Origin of the sequence: Hymenobacter cavernae (genome assembly GCF_014641455.1) — a bacterium.
Taxonomy (GTDB): domain Bacteria; phylum Bacteroidota; class Bacteroidia; order Cytophagales; family Hymenobacteraceae; genus Hymenobacter; species Hymenobacter cavernae.
Genome location: NZ_BMHT01000001.1, coordinates 533,110 through 549,142, shown reverse-complemented (window position 1 = coordinate 549,142; position 16,033 = coordinate 533,110). Strand labels below are relative to the sequence as shown.

13 protein-coding genes are annotated in these 16,033 nt (G+C 55.2%); 2 read left to right on the top strand and 11 right to left on the bottom strand.

Going from position 1 to position 16,033, the window contains the following annotated elements:
* Positions 1 to 63: 63 nt before the first annotated feature.
* The 3 genes from IEX74_RS02255 to IEX74_RS02245 form a co-directional block, all read right to left on the bottom strand.
* The gene (locus IEX74_RS02255; protein WP_188810514.1) at positions 64 to 891 is read right to left on the bottom strand and encodes a DUF3108 domain-containing protein; all 828 of its coding nucleotides are present in this window, start codon (positions 889 to 891) and stop codon (positions 64 to 66) included.
* A 222-nt stretch (positions 892 to 1,113) separates the two neighbouring features.
* Positions 1,114 to 2,196, bottom strand: a complete 1,083-nt coding sequence (gene recA / locus IEX74_RS02250) for a recombinase RecA (RefSeq protein ID WP_188810512.1) — start codon at positions 2,194 to 2,196, stop codon at positions 1,114 to 1,116.
* A gap of 261 nt (positions 2,197 to 2,457) precedes the next feature.
* Positions 2,458 to 3,078, bottom strand: coding sequence for a GNAT family N-acetyltransferase (locus IEX74_RS02245; RefSeq protein WP_188810510.1), 621 nt, complete (start codon positions 3,076 to 3,078; stop codon positions 2,458 to 2,460).
* 201 nt (positions 3,079 to 3,279) lie between these two features.
* Here IEX74_RS02245 and IEX74_RS02240 point away from each other — a divergent pair, with 201 nt between their 5' ends.
* On the top strand, positions 3,280 to 4,173 hold the full coding sequence (locus IEX74_RS02240; RefSeq protein WP_308421105.1) for an SDR family NAD(P)-dependent oxidoreductase: 894 nt from the start codon (positions 3,280 to 3,282) through the stop codon (positions 4,171 to 4,173).
* A 79-nt stretch (positions 4,174 to 4,252) separates the two neighbouring features.
* On the opposite strand, the gene IEX74_RS02235 is transcribed toward IEX74_RS02240, so the two are convergent.
* The 8 genes from IEX74_RS02235 to guaB form a co-directional block, all read right to left on the bottom strand.
* On the bottom strand, positions 4,253 to 4,702 hold the full coding sequence (locus tag IEX74_RS02235; protein ID WP_188810508.1) for a hypothetical protein: 450 nt from the start codon (positions 4,700 to 4,702) through the stop codon (positions 4,253 to 4,255).
* Between the two features lie 110 nt (positions 4,703 to 4,812).
* A complete protein-coding gene (locus IEX74_RS02230) occupies positions 4,813 to 5,778 on the bottom strand; it encodes an AAA family ATPase (RefSeq protein ID WP_188810506.1) in 966 nt (321 codons plus the stop codon).
* Positions 5,779 to 5,888: 110 nt separating this feature from the next.
* Entirely contained in the window at positions 5,889 to 7,280 is a 1,392-nt protein-coding gene (locus tag IEX74_RS02225; protein ID WP_188810503.1) for a peptidylprolyl isomerase, read from the bottom strand.
* A 277-nt stretch (positions 7,281 to 7,557) separates the two neighbouring features.
* Positions 7,558 to 9,837, bottom strand: a complete 2,280-nt coding sequence (locus IEX74_RS02220) for a peptidylprolyl isomerase (RefSeq protein ID WP_188810502.1) — start codon at positions 9,835 to 9,837, stop codon at positions 7,558 to 7,560.
* 240 nt (positions 9,838 to 10,077) lie between these two features.
* Entirely contained in the window at positions 10,078 to 10,443 is a 366-nt protein-coding gene (locus IEX74_RS02215; RefSeq protein WP_229755084.1) for an ATP-binding protein, read from the bottom strand.
* 71 nt (positions 10,444 to 10,514) lie between these two features.
* Positions 10,515 to 10,844 (bottom strand): STAS domain-containing protein, encoded by a 330-nt coding sequence (locus tag IEX74_RS02210; RefSeq protein ID WP_188810498.1) that lies wholly within the window; start codon positions 10,842 to 10,844, stop codon positions 10,515 to 10,517.
* Positions 10,845 to 10,858: 14 nt separating this feature from the next.
* On the bottom strand, positions 10,859 to 12,955 hold the full coding sequence (locus tag IEX74_RS02205; RefSeq protein WP_188810496.1) for a PP2C family protein-serine/threonine phosphatase: 2,097 nt from the start codon (positions 12,953 to 12,955) through the stop codon (positions 10,859 to 10,861).
* 376 nt (positions 12,956 to 13,331) lie between these two features.
* Positions 13,332 to 14,804, bottom strand: a complete 1,473-nt coding sequence (guaB, locus tag IEX74_RS02200) for an IMP dehydrogenase (protein ID WP_188810494.1) — start codon at positions 14,802 to 14,804, stop codon at positions 13,332 to 13,334.
* Between the two features lie 378 nt (positions 14,805 to 15,182).
* Between guaB and IEX74_RS02195 the strand changes: the two genes are divergently transcribed.
* The gene (locus tag IEX74_RS02195; RefSeq protein ID WP_188810493.1) at positions 15,183 to 16,031 is read left to right on the top strand and encodes an oxidoreductase; all 849 of its coding nucleotides are present in this window, start codon (positions 15,183 to 15,185) and stop codon (positions 16,029 to 16,031) included.
* Positions 16,032 to 16,033: the final 2 nt, after the last annotated feature.

The window sequence follows — 16,033 nt, the reverse complement described above, 5'->3', positions numbered from 1 at the left end:
TTGTGAAGCCGTCTGCGGTTGCGCCATAAAAAAAGCGACCCATCAGAGTCGCTTTTAGGAAAGTCAGTTTTGAGCCACCAGATTCAATCGGTTTTTCAAGCCTTGATATTTGTACATATCAACCTTTACAGACCCCACAAACATCTCGGCCTGAATGAGTACCGGAATCTTGTTGCGGTCGTCAGAGAGATAAAGGGAAATAGCGTTTTCGCCACGGAAGAGCTTGTTACTGGGCATTTTAGGGACCAGCCTAATGGTGCGGATGACGCCGGCTTTCGTTTCTACTGTTTCACGGCCGCGGTAAATAACGTCCATCGTAAAGACATCTTTATCGAAGAAGCCCTGCACCCGGATGACTTCGCCGGGGCGGCGCTGATCGTAGTTGAGCGTGCGCAGGTAGTACACGCCACTAACAAGATCCTGCACGTTGTTGGGCACTTTAAACGTCTCGTGTTTGGCCGGATCTACTTCCTTCTTTTTGGTTTCGACCATAGCTAGGTCACGGGCATGATCAAAATCCACCGTTTCCTTCTTGCGGTAATGGTTCTCTTCGATGTTGCGAAAGAACTTCTGCGGCAGGATGCTCGTGGTGTCGATGTAGGAGCGCCACGTATCGCGCACGCGCAGGAACAAGTCGAAAGAGCCGTTGGTGCGGCCCGTCACGGTAGCCCGGTAGCAGGGCCGGGCGTTTACGCGGTGAATGTCGTTGGAGACTTCAATGGTGGCCTCGGCCGCGTTGATGAGCCCATAGTGAACCTTGTAGCTGAGCACTTCGCCCCGCGTGAAGCTGGTATTCGGCACAACCCGAAGGCTATCTGCTAGCTGGAACGCCAGCAAGGCTGCCGAAACAAATAAGATAGCAGGGGAGACAAATAGCCAGCGACGCTTCATTAGGAGGCAAGATACGATGTGGCTGGTCTAGCTCAAAAGAGGTGCCAGCAAAGATACTAGTAACTCATTAAACCCCACTGTAGTAGCCCAAACCTAGGTGCTACCGAATAGAATGATGGCATACGTAAAACCTAGATTCGGGGACTTTACAACATCATGGTAATAAAACAAAAAAGCCTTCCCAGAGGTGGGAAGGCTTTTGTAAGCGGAAGATCGGCCGGATTATTCGTCGTCGTCCTCGTCGGTCGACTCGTCCGTTGGGATGGCAGCCAACGCAGCCGCAGGCTCGCCTTTTACCATCGCCCGGATCTTGGCTTCGATTTCGTCGGCTAGCTCATGGTTGTCGAGCAGGATCTGCTTAACACCTTCGCGGCCCTGGCCGAGCCGGTCGCCGTTGTAGCTAAACCACGAGCCTGACTTGGCAATGATGCCCATGTCAACACCTAGGTCCAGAATCTCACCGACTTTGGAAATGCCTTCGCCGTAGAGAATATCAAACTCGATAACCTTGAAGGGTGGCGCTACTTTGTTTTTCACCACCTTCACCTTGGTGCGGTTACCGGTCACGTTGTCTTTGTCTTCCTTGATCTGGCCAATGCGGCGAATGTCAAGGCGAACAGAAGCGTAGAATTTCAGAGCGTTACCACCGGTGGTAGTTTCCGGCGAGCCGAACATCACACCAATCTTCTCACGAAGCTGGTTGATGAAAATGCACAAGCAGTTAGTCTTGTTGATGGTACCGGTCAGCTTACGCAGGGCCTGGCTCATGAGGCGAGCGTGCAGACCCACTTTCGAGTCGCCCATGTCGCCTTCCAACTCGCCTTTCGGTACGAGCGCCGCTACCGAGTCAATAACGATGATATCGATAGCACCCGAAGAAATCAGCTGGTCGGCGATTTCGAGAGCTTGCTCACCGTTGTCGGGCTGGGCAATCAGTAGGTTTTCCGTGTCGATACCTAGCTTTTCAGCGTAGCTCTTATCAAATGCGTGCTCGGCGTCGATGAAAGCAGCCATGCCGCCTTTCTTCTGCGCTTCAGCAATGCAGTGCATGGTCAGCGTCGTCTTACCCGACGATTCCGGCCCGTAGATTTCAACGACACGGCCGCGTGGCAGACCGCCAATACCGAGGGCGATATCGAGGCCGAGCGAACCGGTGCTGATGGAGGGAATATCAGACACTTTGTTGTCGCTCAGTTTCATAACCGTGCCTTTGCCGTAGCTCTTATCCAGCTTGTCCAGGGTGAGCTGAAGCGCCTTCATTTTCTCGGCGTTGGGGTTGACGGCTTTGTCAGTGGTTGCAGCCATTAGAATGGAATTGAATATAAACTTAGAGATGGTGAAGGTAAGCTTTTGGAACCGTTTTTACAACCAGTTAGTCGTCCTTCTAACGACTGGTGGAAGCCCTTTCAGGGTTGGCTATTCGTAACACACCCGACCTATATTTTGTCCCCGTAATGCTAAAAATATTTGCTGATTCTTACTGCTGAAAACCTGATAGAAACGCGCTATAACCATTGGAATCAGCTATGTACTGTTGCTCAGAATCTTAGCTTTTTTCTTCTAACTTCAAGCAGACAGAAGATAATCTTTCTGGGCGAAATCGGGGGCGTCGGTGCGGGCATAGGCGAAGTGCCTAATCTCCGACTCGGGTTGGCGCAAAGGCCACAATCGGGGCCGGGTTGGCAGCGGCCGAAACCCAACGTGGTTGGCTACGGCATGGCTGCGGCGGTTGTCGGCGTGGCAGCGAATATCCAGACGACTGGCATTGATGGCAGCGCCAAACCCAAACTGAACCGCTGCGGCCAGGGCTTCCCGGGCGTAGCCGTGGCCTTGCGCCGTGGCGGCCAGGTAGTAGCCTAGCTCGGCCGTTGTGGGCTGGCTCCAGGTGGGCTTCAGGCTGATGTCACCTAGGTATTCGCCGGTAGCCGTGAGCCAGATGCCAAACACAAACAGGCGCCGCGCCTGCCAGTCCTGTTGAAAAAGCATGATGACCCGGCGCGCATCAGCGAGCGTGCGCACAGCAGCGACCCGCGCCGGAAAGGCTGGCTGCAAACGGGCGCGGTTCTCGTTGATTAGCTGAAAGAAAGCTCCGGCATCGGTCGCCTCGTAGGGGCGAATGGTAAGTCTGGTAGTCAGGACAGGAGCCCACGCGGGCGGCGCAATGTGCATTGGATCAACAACCTGCATAAATAGCGGAATAACACTATGAGCTACCCTGTACGCACAAACAGGACCAAATGGTTAAGAATCCTGGACCTAGCTTTTTGGCCACAATCTAGCAGTAACCCCCTGCGCCCATTGTCGTTAAGTTTTATGCTGCCAAGCCATAATGCTGATTAAGCAGAACCTAGGTAGCTGTAAATCAATACCCTAAAAAGCAGACTGAAGATGACGAATATAACAGGAAGACTCACGGGCAAAGTGGCCATCGTGACAGGTGGGGGTGCCGGTATCGGCGAAGCCATCAGTAAGAAATTTGCCAGAGAAGGTGCGGCCGTAGTAGTGGCCGGCTTTGTCGAAGACCCGGTGCGGCAGGTAGTCGAAGAAATTGTAGCTGCGGGTGGCCGCGCCGTGGCTTTCACCGGCGATATCTCAAACGAGCAGACGGCCCAAGCCTGCGTGCAAACGGCCGTGGATCAGTTTGGTAAGCTTGATGTGCTCGTTAATAATGCCGGCGTGTTCCCGGCCGTAGCTACGCTGGACAAGTACCCAACAGAAGCGTTTGAGTACATGATTAAGAACAACATCTACTCGAACTTCATGATGACGCGGGCGGCGCTGCCTTACTTGCAGAAGACCAAAGGCAACATCGTTTCGGCGGGGTCGGAAGCAGGGCACATGGGCGAACCGCAGAACACGCCCTACGGTGGCACGAAGGGCTTTGTCCATGCATTTCAGCGCGGCGTGGCCGTTGAGCAGGCCAAGTTCGGCGTCCGGTCGAATGTTGTCGGGCCGGGGCCGATCGATACGGCCTGGACGCACAAAGAGACGGGACCAATGGACTCGAAGATGGAGAAGCTGACGGTGCAGGGCGTACCCCTAGGTCGGCGCGGCACTACGGAAGAAGTCGCCAACGTATACGCCTTCCTCGCTTCCGACGAAGCCAGCTATGTAACCGGCGCTACTTATTACGTAGACGGCGGCGTGACCATCTCGAAAGGTCCGCACGGTGATGAGGTGCCCAGTGACCTAGCGAAAGAGCCGGAAGGTGTGCTGGCCGTGGAGCACGAAAAGGATGGGCATACTGAGATTCGCCCGCAGGATGCGGGCAAGATGGTGTAAGCTAGCTTTTAGCTCAGTTCGTAAAAAGAAAAAGCCTTCTCAACCGCGAGAGGGCTTTTTCTTTTTGTTGGAGGAGAAGCTAGATAGCCGACTTCCGCGACTGGCTTCTGGAATCTGGGAAAGAGTGCTGGGCCGGGCTGCCCAAGGCTTGTTGCGTGCGCATCACGTTCACCTGGCGAGCAGCTTCGTTAAAGAATTCCAGACGGCGGATGAGCATTTCCTTGGTGAGCACCCGCCCTTCCGGCGTACGCATGAACGACTTTTTGTCTTCTAGGATGCGGCGCATGATGGCTTCCGTTTCCGACTCGTGCTGCATGTACTGCTGATGAAACTCAGCCAGTCGATCCAAGCCTTGTGTGGCTAGGCGGAAATGGTCGCCGCCCTGATTCAGTACTTCACACAGCACGTAAACTTCCAGCGGCAACGAGGTTTGTAAAGCCGTCGTGCGCAGATCCAGCCCCGCCTGCAAAGCCTCTAGCAAGATTTCAACGTTGCGCTCGAACTGCTGATAGTAGCCAGGAACTTCCATTTTTTTAGTTAACAGTTACCAATTATCATTTACCAATTGTTCGGCAAGCTATCATTAAATATTCAACCAGAAGCGCCGAAACGCTCTGTTAAATGATCATTGATAGATGACTACAAAAGCTCTTTAATGATCTGCTCGACGCTGATACCTTCTGCTTCGGCTTTGAAGTTACGGACAAGACGGTGCCGTAGAATCGGCAGTGCTACGGCGCGCACATCTTCGATATCGGGCGAGTATTTGCCGTTGAGCAAGGCATTGCATTTCGCGCCCACGATGAGGTGCTGCGAAGCCCGCGGCCCGGCGCCCCATTCCAGAAGCTGGCTTACGCGAGCCGCGGCGCGCTCGGTATTCGGCCGGGTTTTGTGCACCAGGTTCACGGCGTACTCTACCACGTTGTCGGCTACCGGCACGCGGCGAACCAGACTTTGATAAGCCTGAATATCAGCCGCATGGAGTATTTTGCTCACGCTGGGCTTCTTGTCCGTCGTTGTGTTTTTCACAATTTGAAGCTCCGCCTCATAGCTAGGATAACCTAGCTCGATGTTGAACATGAAGCGGTCGAGCTGCGCTTCGGGCAGCGGGTAAGTGCCTTCCTGCTCAATCGGGTTCTGAGTGGCCAGCACGAAGAAGGGCCGATCCAGGGGGTAGCGCTTACCGGCCACCGTTACGGAGTATTCCTGCATGCTTTCTAGCAGCGCCGCCTGGGTTTTGGGTGGCGTGCGGTTGATTTCGTCGGCCAGTACGATGTTGGCAAACACGGGGCCGTGCACGAATTGGAAGCTACGGTCCTGGGTTAAGGTTTCCGAACCTACAATGTCGGACGGCATCAGGTCGGGGGTGAACTGAATGCGGTTGAACGACAGGTCGAGCGAGTCGGCGATGGTTTGAATCAGCAGCGTTTTGGCAAGGCCCGGTACACCTACCAGCAAGCAATGGCCTTGGGAGAAAACGGCCGTTAGCACCAGCCGCACGACTTCATCTTGTCCGATGATAACCTTACCGATTTCCTGACGCAGCGTCTGATAGGAGGCAGCCAGCGCGTCGGCGGCTTCTTTGTCGGAAGAGAATGTACGCATGTAGGAAAGGCTAGAAATAAAAAGCTAGGAGTTGGAAGCTAGAAGCTAGGAGAAAAGCAGCGTGAGCAACTCCTAGGTTTTAGCTTCTGACTCCTAGCTCGTAAAATTATTTAAAGAGTTGTGGGGGCTAGCAGCTTGCAATCGGCGTATTGCGGATCTGCTTCGAGGTAGACGCTGCCACGGTTTTTACTAAACCACTCATCCAGGGCCTTGTTTTTCTTTTCGTTCAGGGCTGCCTGCGAAATCTTCTGGTAGTCGTCCTTGAGGTTGGCCTGGTGCGGCGGCGTGTTCGACTTTAGCCAAAGTATGCGCATGGCATCCTTGCCATCGTCGGTACGGTAGGGCAGGGGAGGCGTGATGTGGCCTACCTTCATGGTATCGATGGTGAAGAAGATGGCCGGATCCAGCTTATCGAGCGGCAGGTAAGAGCTGCCGTCCTGGCGGTTAGCTAGCAGGCCACCACTAGCACTGGAAGTCTTATCGTCCGAGGCATCTTTGGCGGCTTTGGCAAATGTGATGCTGTCGGCCAAAATGCGGCGACGCAGCTTAGCCAGCTGATCGGCAGCGGCGTTGACGTCGTTGCCGCCGGTTTCCGGCTTCAGCAGAATATGACGCGTGCTGAACGAATCGCCCTTACGCTCGATTAGTTGAATCAGGTGAAAGCCAAACTGCGACTCAACGATAGGCGACATCTGGCCGGGTTCTAGGCGCAGAGCGGCTGCTTCGTATTCCGGCACCAATTCTTTGCGCTTGAAAAAACCTAGGTAGCCACCCTGCGCCCCTGAGCCGGGGTCCTGCGAGTATTGCTTGGCCAGCTCCTCAAAGCTCTCCCCAGCCTGAATGCGAGCCTTTATCTCGTTGAGCTTGGCAATGGTAGCTTGCTTAGCCGACTCGTTTACCTGAGCTAGCTTTACAATCTGACCTACTTCTACTTCGGTTGAGAAATAAGGCAGGCTGTCTTTCGGGATGCGGCTGAAGTACTGGCGCACCTCGCGCGGCGTAACAGTCACTTTGCCGGCAATGGTCTCCTGCATCTTCTGCTGCACGAGTTGCTCTTGCACCTGGGTGCGCAAGTCGTCTTTGAGTTGCTTGAGCGGCTTGTTGTAAAACTCTTCCAGCTTTTTCTCGGAGCCAATTTGCTGCACAAAATAAGCCATGCGGCGGTTCAGTTCGCTGTTTACCTGGTCGTCGGTCACCGTCACGGAGTCTGTTTCGGCCTTCGCCAGCATCAGCTTGCCCATCACAATGCTTTGCAGGAGGCGGCAGCGGATATCGGGGGGCAGCGGCTTGCCTTCAGCCCGAGCGACTTCCTGTGCATAACCGGCATCCAGATCCGATTGCAACACAATCTGGTTGTCGATTTTCACGATGATGGCATCCGCCAACTGACGGCCGACCGGGCGACCTACGCCTAGCTGTGCGAAGCTGGCAACAGCTGTGCCGGCCAGCAAAAAGACGCTCAGCAGCGCCCCGCGGACCGACGTACGAAAAAAATGAGTCATGGAATCAAACGTAATGTTCACCAAGGGCTAGCTTGCCTGTGAACCAGACCGCTTTAGAAACGCAAAAAGCGGCCGGTAAATTTCAACATAAATCCTTTCTCCGGCAAAAGCTGCACCTAGGTCACGCTTGCCGGCCGCAGCCAGAGGAGCCAAATGCGCCCTGATAGGTTGCACGCGGGCACTACCTAGGTTGCGTCGCTGGATGCCTTCAAGCGCCTCTGACAAGAAAACGCCCCGGCTAACTGGCCGGGGCGCTGTCAAATGAGTTGGGACGTACTTACTTCTTGGTTACCAGCTTATCTACTTCGGCTTGGTTTACCTGCACTGGGTATTTCTCGCGGAGCTGGGTTATCCATTGCTTTTCCAGGTAATTCTGGTAGTCGGATGTGGCTTGGCCGCGGGCTTCCGCAAGGGTTTTCGGGCCAGCGAGCAGTACTTTGTTGATTGTAACGAGGTAGTAGCGGCCGTCTTTCTGCACGTTGTAGGTGCCGGGGCCTTTGCCGGCCAGCTCGTCTACCACTTTGTTATCGCCCTTCTGGAAGTTGCGTTGCGTGATTTGCACCGCCAGCGAATTCTGCTCGTTCAGGCTAGCTTCCAGCATGGCCGAGTTGGTGCTGAACAGTGCCGTCTGTGCGCTGCCAGTGCCTTTGGGCGTGTAGAAGCTAGCTGTGGTAACACCTTTCTGCTTCAGGTAGTTAAGCACACTGGTGGCGCGGCGCTTGGCAAGTGCTGCCGTTTCGCCTTTACGCAGCTTCATAGCCGTCAGGCTGCTCGGGTTGAAGCGCATGGTGGTGTCGGTGGCAAGCTGCGTAGCGAGGCGCTCGAGCACGGCCTGGCTGGCAGGTTGCAGCTCCGTCGTGTTGCCTTTGAACTGCAAACCAGTCAACGGGTTGTCCTTCAGCGGATAGGCGCCTGCTTTTAGCTGTTGCTGTGCTTTGGTCAGCAGCTCGGGGCTAGCGGCGCTGATGACGCTACCCTGCACGCGGGGCTCCCACTGGTATTTGCTCTGGTTTTCAGTGAAGAACTTCTCCAGCCCGGTTGAATCCTCAATGGCTTTCGACCAAACTTTCTCGTCCATCAGCTGAAACAGCAGGATACCGTCGCGGTACTCCTTCACCAACATGCGGTAGTCCTCGTGCTTTGTTTCGAGGTTCTCCTTCTCGTAGTTGGTCAGGCTCTGATCCACGTACTGATCATAGAGGAGCTGCATGTCGTAGCGGGGCTCCGAGCCGGGGCGCGGCCGCTGATTCTGCTGCACATACGTCAGGAAATCCTTGGTCGTGTACGGCTTGCCTTTGATGGTAAACAGCGCCGCATTGGTCATTTTGTCCTTTTCGGCGGGCGTGTACTTGAAGTGCCCGCTCACCAGCGACGTGTCGGCTTTGCTGAACACGTAGTCTTTGCCGGCCTTATTTTCAGTGAACTGGTTCTCGGTGCGAATGCGCTTCAGGAAGGCCGTGCGGTTCAGCTCCGAGCGGGAGTCTTTCGCCACTTTGTTTTTCAGCGTCGGCTCCATAGCCTCGAAAGTCGGAATGGGCTGCTTCTCAATCAGCTTGATGATGTGCCAGCCGTAAGGCGTCTGCACGGGCGACGATAAGTCGCCGGGCTTCTGGAGCTTGAACGCGGCTTCCTCAAAGCTAGGTATCATGCGGCCCGTGCTGAAGGGTGGCAGCTCGCCACCATTCGCCGCGGAGCCAGCATCTTCCGAGAACTGCGTTACCAGCTTTTCCCAGTCTTCCTTGCGCTGGAGGCGGCTGTAAAGCTCGTCGATTTTCTTCTTGGCGGTCAGCGAATCAGCTTTGGGCTGACCCGGAGTGGCCCGAATCATCAGGTGGGCGACTTTAATTTCGCCCTGCGCCGGCCGCACGTCATTCACCTTGATCAGGTGGTAGCCGAAGCGCGTGCGCACCGGCTGCGATACCTGCCCTGCAGTTGTACGGTAAGCCGCCGACTCAAACGGGTACACCATCTGCATGGCCGTGAAGTAACCTAGCTTGCCGCCGTTTTCGCGGGCCGATGGGTCTTCCGAGGCTTCGCGCGCTACCTTGTTGAAGTCTTCGCCGCCGGTGATGCGCTGGCGCAGCGCCGTGGTTTTCTGGTAGGCAGCCAGCGTGTCTTTGGGGTCGGCATCGGGCGCCACACGAATGAGAATGTGCGACGCGCTGATTTCCTTGCTCATGCGGTCATACGCCTCGCGCACGAGCTGGTCGGTTACGCTTTTCTCGGTGAGGTAAGGCTGGGCCAGCTGTTGCTTGTAGCCGGCCAGTTCCTGCTTGAACGCCTGCGTGGTATCGAGGCCGCGCTGCTCGGCTTCGAGTACTTTCAGCTTAAAGTTGGTGTACAGATCCAGGTACTCGGCTACGCTCGGGCGCGTGCCAAATTCTGGCGACGTGCTGTTGTTCTTGCGGTATACGTACGCAAACTCCGACGCGGGAACCTCATGCGTACCTAGGGTTTCGAGTACAGGCTGTTTGGCGGTGGTAGTAGATTTCGTAGACTGGCAACCGGCCAGTAGCGCACCGGCAGCAAAGCCAGCGTACAGAATGCGTTTGTGCATACAGGGGATAAGAATCTGAAGAGCGACCGGTACTTAAAAAATAAGAAAAGGGCATGACCGGCTGACTGTTGCAATTTTACGGATTTTTTCCGGCTCTCCTAGGCCTTGCATGATTAGCGGAACAGATATAATCAAAGTAAGCCAAGCCAGCCAAAACAGCCCCAAATAGACAGGACCTGCCTCAAGAAGAAGCAGGTCCTGACAGTAAAGCTAGGTTTGTGGGTAAGGCGTGCCTAAGTGTTAGGTAAGTCGTTTGTAGAGCCGGCACACGTTGTGGTTGTTTGCCGTAGCAAACTCCACCCGATCCATAATGCGGTTGACGAGCGCCATGCCGACGCCCCCTTTTTTACCCAGCCGGATAAACTCGTGCAAGTCGGGCTCCCGGTAGGAGGATGGCTGGTAGGAGCTGCTGCTGCCGTCTTCTATCTCGATGGTAAATGTTTGGTCCTCAACGGATAGCTTGAGGTTGAGGAACTGGGAATCGTCTTCGCCGTTAGCGTGAATAATTAGGTTGGCTACTACTTCATCTACCGCTACCAACAGCTGGTTGAGCAGTACATCCGAAAGATGGTACGTTGCCAGAAATGCCGTAACGAAATCGCGCACTACCTTCAGGTTGTGGCGGTTACAGCTAATTCTGATAGCGTTTCTCATTCTCGTTCAGTACTCCTTCCTAATCAGATGGCAGTGGCTTCGGCGGCCGATGGCACAATGGTCATCAGCGCATCCAAACCTAGGATTTCGAACACGTTGTGCACCTTATCCTGCATGTTAAAAAATACCAGTTTCACGCCTGCATCCTGGAACCGTTGCAGGTGAGAAATAAAAACACCTAAACCAGCCGAAGAAATATAGTTCAGCCGCTGGCAGTCAATCAGAACTTTCTGATTGTTCAGGATTTCTGGCTTCGTCAGTTCCGTATCGAGCAACACGGAAGAGCTAGCATCCAGTTCACCGTCGAGAATGAGCGTAAGGATGCCGTCTGAGGCTTGTTGAGTCACTTTCATACCGGGGCTCTACGTTAGATGCTAGGTTCGGGTTGAGAGGTCCGGAACTTGATGACCAGTAGGGTTTGATCGTCGTGAATGGGCTGACCGCGGCTGAATTCGGCTAAGTCGGCGAGGATCTGAGCTTTAATCTCATTGGCGTTGAGATAATACGTGCGCTCCAGCATCTGTTTCAGCCGTTCCTCCCCGTATTCCGACTGGTCGGCGCCGCGCGCTTCCACGATGCCATCCGTGTAAATCACCATCACGTCGCCGGGGTTGTAGTCGTAAAACTGGTTCTTGATGTGCTTCTCGTAAGTGTCGTTGCGGATAATGCCCAGACCTAGGCCTGCCGTCCGAAAGTACGACACTTCCTCCTTGATCGAGTGATAATAAAGCGTATGACAGTGCCCGGCGCGGGCAAATACGAAGCCACCGTGTTCATAGTCAATGATGTACAGGGCGGCCGTAATGAACGACGACTTTTCCAGACAGTGAATCAGGGCCGTATTGGCCATTGCCATAAAGCGGCTGGGCACCGGAAACTTATCGCGCTCGGTGCGGGCCAGTGGATTTTCCTGCATTAGCGCGTGGAAAATGCCTTTCATCTGGGCCATGTGAAAAGCCGCCGTAACACCTTTCCCCGACACGTCGCCGATGAGAATGGCCAAGCGGCGGCCGGGCAGGTGCAGAAAGTCGTAGAAGTCGCCGCCTACCTCTTTGGCCGCCAGCGCGTGCGAACTGATTTCAAACCAGTTGTCAATCGGTAAGTTCTTCGGAATCAGGCTTTCCTGTACCGACGAGGCAATCTTTAGCTCTTCCTGCACGCGTTCATTCTGGATAGAGCGCGCCACCAGTTGCAGATTCTCAATGCTGAGTACCGTCTGGCTGGTGAAGGTTTGCAGGATGCTCATGTTCTCGCGGTCGAAGCCTTGGCGCTGCTTTTTGAGTAGGTAAAGCGTGCCGTAATTGCGCTTAGTTGCGCGCAATGGCATTACAATGAGCGCTTCGAATTCCAGGCCTAGGGCTCGGAAGCCGCTACTATTATTCAGGTCGTTGTTCAGGTATTCGATCTGACCTAGGTTGTAGTCGGCAAGCAGGTGTCGAATGGCCACAGAGCCTTGTTCGTCAATGTTATAGCGCTGCTGGCACCTAACTCCTTCTTCCTCTTCCACATCGAGCCAGGCTGCGTCGGCCTCCACGGTCTGCACGGCCGAGTCGAAGAGCATGGAATACACCTCTTCCTCCGTCTGGCCGCGTTGGATGAGTTGAGTAAGTCGCTGTAAGCTAAGAATTTCCTCGCGCTTTTGCTCGAAAACACCGGCCGTGGGCAGGTTAAACAGCGTGACCAGCAGTCCCATGATGGTGTAGAACGCGGCAAAGAAAACCGTAAGCAGTAGAAAAGCATGTTGCGGCTCCGGCGCTACCAACTTCGGATCTCGGTCGACGCGTAGGAAGTAGGCTACGAAGATGGTCATGCTCAGCAGGATAGCTCCTTGCAGCATTACCGCCTCCATCTTTTGCCGCCGGCTCAGGTAAGCCACCCATTTTTGGTTGCCACTCAAATACACGCCGAAAAACGCCAGCGCACCCAGCACCGGCAGTGCCACATATAAAGGCAACTGCCAGCTGATGAGCCGGAAAAGCAGCGTGGCACCTAGCAGAACCTCGAACCAGAGCCACTCGCGCCGCAGCCGTTCGGAGGCCCGGAACAAGACTAAAGACCGCCACGCATAGTTCGTGAACGCCAGAAAAACGACGAACAGACCTAGGTTAATCGTGTAAACGATGGCGAAAAACGTACGGTCGGCATTCGGGTGGTTGAACTGCACCAGCCGCTCCAGCAGGTGTAGGCCCACACAGATTGTAGCCAGCAAACCCGGCCCGAGCACCAGACGGCGCAGCAAACCAATAAAATCGGTGCCACGCAATAAGTCAGCCTGGGCACGCTGGAAGCCAAAGGTGGCAGCCACAAAAGCCGCTTGCGCCACTAGCGTTATCCAATCGGGTGGGGTACCAAACCGGCTAGCAGCAGCCGGATTAGCGTGCAGCAGCGTACTAGCGAGCAGCACGATCCAACTCAGCAGCATTAGCGGCAGAAGAGCCGTTTCTAGCTTCTGGCGAATTGTCATGAAGAAAGATAAAGTACAGTTTTTTGCTTGAAAATCCTAAGACAAAAAAGCACAATGGATCGGCAAGATAAGACTTCCTCGTTAAATCGGCTTTATGATGGCTATAACAAGGTTAGTAAACGACGGTTGCGAATAGCTATAGCTAAAAAGTACTTTAGAGAGAGTTATTTCTGCTAAATCAAGCCTTTACGCTGTTTCTGGATGGTATCGGAGTAGGGTATGAGGCTATTGCCAACACAACTAGTAGGTATTTATAACCTAGGATACGTGTTTATACGAGGCAGTCGAGCTAGGTTATGTAATATCAGAAAAATGCAGAATCCTGCCTGCGCAAGCGGCAGGCAGGATTCTGTTGGTAAACGCAACTGCTAGCTCCTTAGCGGCTGCTGTAGTTCGGGGCTTCGCGGGTAATCTGGACGTCGTGGGGGTGGCTTTCGCGCAGGCCGGCGTTGGTAATGCGTACCATGCGGGCTTGTTGGAGCACATCGATGGAAGCGGCGCCGCAGTAACCCATGCCGGCGCGTAGGCCGCCCGCCATTTGGTAGAGAATCTCGCTGACGGCGCCCTTAAACGGCACCCGCCCCACAATGCCTTCGGGCACGAGCTTCTTCACGTCTTCCTCCGCATCTTGGAAGTAACGGTCCTTCGAGCCGTCTTCCATGGCTTCTACCGAGCCCATGCCGCGGTAGGTCTTGTACTTACGGCCTTCGTAGATAATTACTTCGCCGGGCGCTTCTTCGGTACCGGCCAGCATCGAGCCGATCATGATGGAAGAAGCGCCACCTGCCAAGGCCTTCACGGCATCACCGGAGAATTTAATACCGCCGTCGGCAATGAATGGAACGCCGGTGCCTTCTAGGCCGCGAGCCGCTTCCAGCACAGCGGAAAGCTGCGGAACCCCAATGCCCGCGATGATGCGCGTGGTGCAGATGGAGCCAGGGCCCACGCCGACCTTCACGGCGTCGGCGCCGGCATCGGCCAGGGCGCGGGCACCTTCGGCGGTGGCTACGTTGCCGGCAATGACATCCAGGTTAGGAAAAGTTTGCTTGATGTTGCGCACAGCATCCAGCACGCCTTTCGAGTGGCCGTGCGCCGTATCAACGCTTACCACATCGACGCCGGCCTCGACCAGTGCCGCAATGCGGTCCAGTAGATCGTGGGTGACCCCGACAGCGGCGCCGACGCGTAGCCGGCCATACTGGTCTTTGCAGGCATTGGGCGAGCGGCGGCGCTTGCGGATGTCGCGGTAGGTAATCAGGCCGACGAGCCGGCCTTCGGTATCAACGACTGGCAGCTTCTCAACTTTGGAATCTTGCAGAATCTCCTCGGCAACAGCCAGTTCGGTGCCGGCTTCGGCCGTGACGAGCTTGTCTTTGGTCATCACCTCGGCTACCGGGCGCGTCATGTCTTTTTCGAAGCGCAGGTCGCGGTTGGTGAGAATGCCCTTCAGGCGCCGCTCAGTGTCAACAATCGGAATACCCCCGATCTTGTTGTCGCGCATGAGCTGCTTGGCATCACCTAGGGTGGCATGCTCTTCCAAGGTGAAGGGCTCCAGGATCATACCGCTTTCCGAGCGCTTCACGCGGCGGACCTGCTCGGCCTGCGCCCGGATGCTCATGTTCTTGTGAATAATGCCGATGCCACCTTCCTGGGCCATGGCAATTGCCAGCTCCCACTCCGTGACGGTGTCCATCGCTGCCGAGATAAAAGGCAGGTTCAGGCGGATGTTGCGGGTGAGCTGGGTGCTGGTGTCGGCGTCGCGGGGCAGTACCTCCGAATAAGCAGGTAGCAGCAGGACGTCGTCGTAGGTGAGAGCCTCAAAGGCAATTTTGGCGGGCTGGTCGGCCATAGCAACAAGAGTTTAGGTACTTCTTATTGCCGGACAAAGATACGGTGAAAAGTTGGGTTCTGTGTGATTAAGGTTTTGTAAAGGGAAAAGCTAGGTGTGCTAACCTAGGTTTGTCGGCTGACTAACAGGCCTACAGGGCCGAAAGAAAGCGAACGTCATTTCGACTAACGGGAGGAATCTCGCGTGCTGAGGTTGTGGTGCTAATTACCTGATGATTGGATTACCATTGCACGCGAGATTTCTCCCGCTGGTCGAAATGACCGCCTGGGTTCAGTGCTTCTAAAGCGCTCAACCGAAAACCTAGTTCGGGGCAAGGCAGTTGAAGCAGGGTAAGTGCGGCCCGTAGGCTGCCTTGCTTACCTAAATTTCATTTTCCTCATGGCAACAACTTCCAAAGTATGGTTTATAACCGGAGCCTCTACCGGCTTCGGAGAGGCGCTGGCGAGCTTCGTGCTCGATAAAGGCGACCAGGTCGTGGCTACGTTCCGCAAGCTGGAGCAGGCCGAAGTATTCTCCCAGAAAGCCGATGACCGGGCGCACGGCGTGGTGGCCGATGTGACCAACGAGCAGCAGGTAAAAGAAGCCATCCAGACGGCTATCAATGTGTTTGGCCGCATTGATGTGGTGGTGAATAACGCCGGCTACGGCTCGATGGGCAGCATCGAGGAAATCCCGGCCGAGGAAGTACAGCGGCAGTTTGACGTGAACGTATTTGGGCCGCTGCATGTGCTACGGGCCGTTTTGCCGCACCTGCGCCAGCAGAAAAGCGGCCATGTGCTGAACATTACTAGCATCGGCGGGCTGAAAACCTTCCCTGGCGTGGGCGTTTACAACGCCAGCAAGTTTGCCCTGGAAGCTATCGGAGAGAGCCTGGCGCAGCAGGTAGCGCCTCTGGGTATTAAGGTTACGAACATCGAGCCCAGCGGCTTCCGCACGGATTGGGCCGGCCGCTCGGCTACCTTCGCAGACACGGCTATTGAGGACTATCGCGCCACGGTGGGCGAAAACCTGAAAGGCATTCAGAGCTACAGCGGCAAGCAGCCCGGCGACCCAGTGCGTGCGGCGCAAGCCATGTACGATGTAGTAAACCAAGAAAATCCGCCGTTGCACCTGCCCTTGGGTAAAGCCGCCGTGAAAGGCGCCCGCGACAAATTTACGAACCTGCTGAAAGAGCTGGAAGGTGTGGCCGAAATCGGTAACGCGGCTGATTTTCCGGAGGGAGAATAGGC

Coding starts and splice junctions, on each gene's coding strand:
- IEX74_RS02255 (WP_188810514.1), bottom strand. CDS start 891: ATGAAGCGTCGCTGGCTATTTGTCTCCCCTGCTATCTTATTTGTTTCG.
- recA (WP_188810512.1), bottom strand. CDS start 2,196: ATGGCTGCAACCACTGACAAAGCCGTCAACCCCAACGCCGAGAAAATG.
- IEX74_RS02245 (WP_188810510.1), bottom strand. CDS start 3,078: ATGCAGGTTGTTGATCCAATGCACATTGCGCCGCCCGCGTGGGCTCCT.
- IEX74_RS02240 (WP_308421105.1), top strand. CDS start 3,280: ATGACGAATATAACAGGAAGACTCACGGGCAAAGTGGCCATCGTGACA.
- IEX74_RS02235 (WP_188810508.1), bottom strand. CDS start 4,702: ATGGAAGTTCCTGGCTACTATCAGCAGTTCGAGCGCAACGTTGAAATC.
- IEX74_RS02230 (WP_188810506.1), bottom strand. CDS start 5,778: ATGCGTACATTCTCTTCCGACAAAGAAGCCGCCGACGCGCTGGCTGCC.
- IEX74_RS02225 (WP_188810503.1), bottom strand. CDS start 7,280: ATGACTCATTTTTTTCGTACGTCGGTCCGCGGGGCGCTGCTGAGCGTC.
- IEX74_RS02220 (WP_188810502.1), bottom strand. CDS start 9,837: ATGCACAAACGCATTCTGTACGCTGGCTTTGCTGCCGGTGCGCTACTG.
- IEX74_RS02210 (WP_188810498.1), bottom strand. CDS start 10,844: ATGAAAGTGACTCAACAAGCCTCAGACGGCATCCTTACGCTCATTCTC.
- IEX74_RS02205 (WP_188810496.1), bottom strand. CDS start 12,955: ATGACAATTCGCCAGAAGCTAGAAACGGCTCTTCTGCCGCTAATGCTG.
- guaB (WP_188810494.1), bottom strand. CDS start 14,804: ATGGCCGACCAGCCCGCCAAAATTGCCTTTGAGGCTCTCACCTACGAC.
- IEX74_RS02195 (WP_188810493.1), top strand. CDS start 15,183: ATGGCAACAACTTCCAAAGTATGGTTTATAACCGGAGCCTCTACCGGC.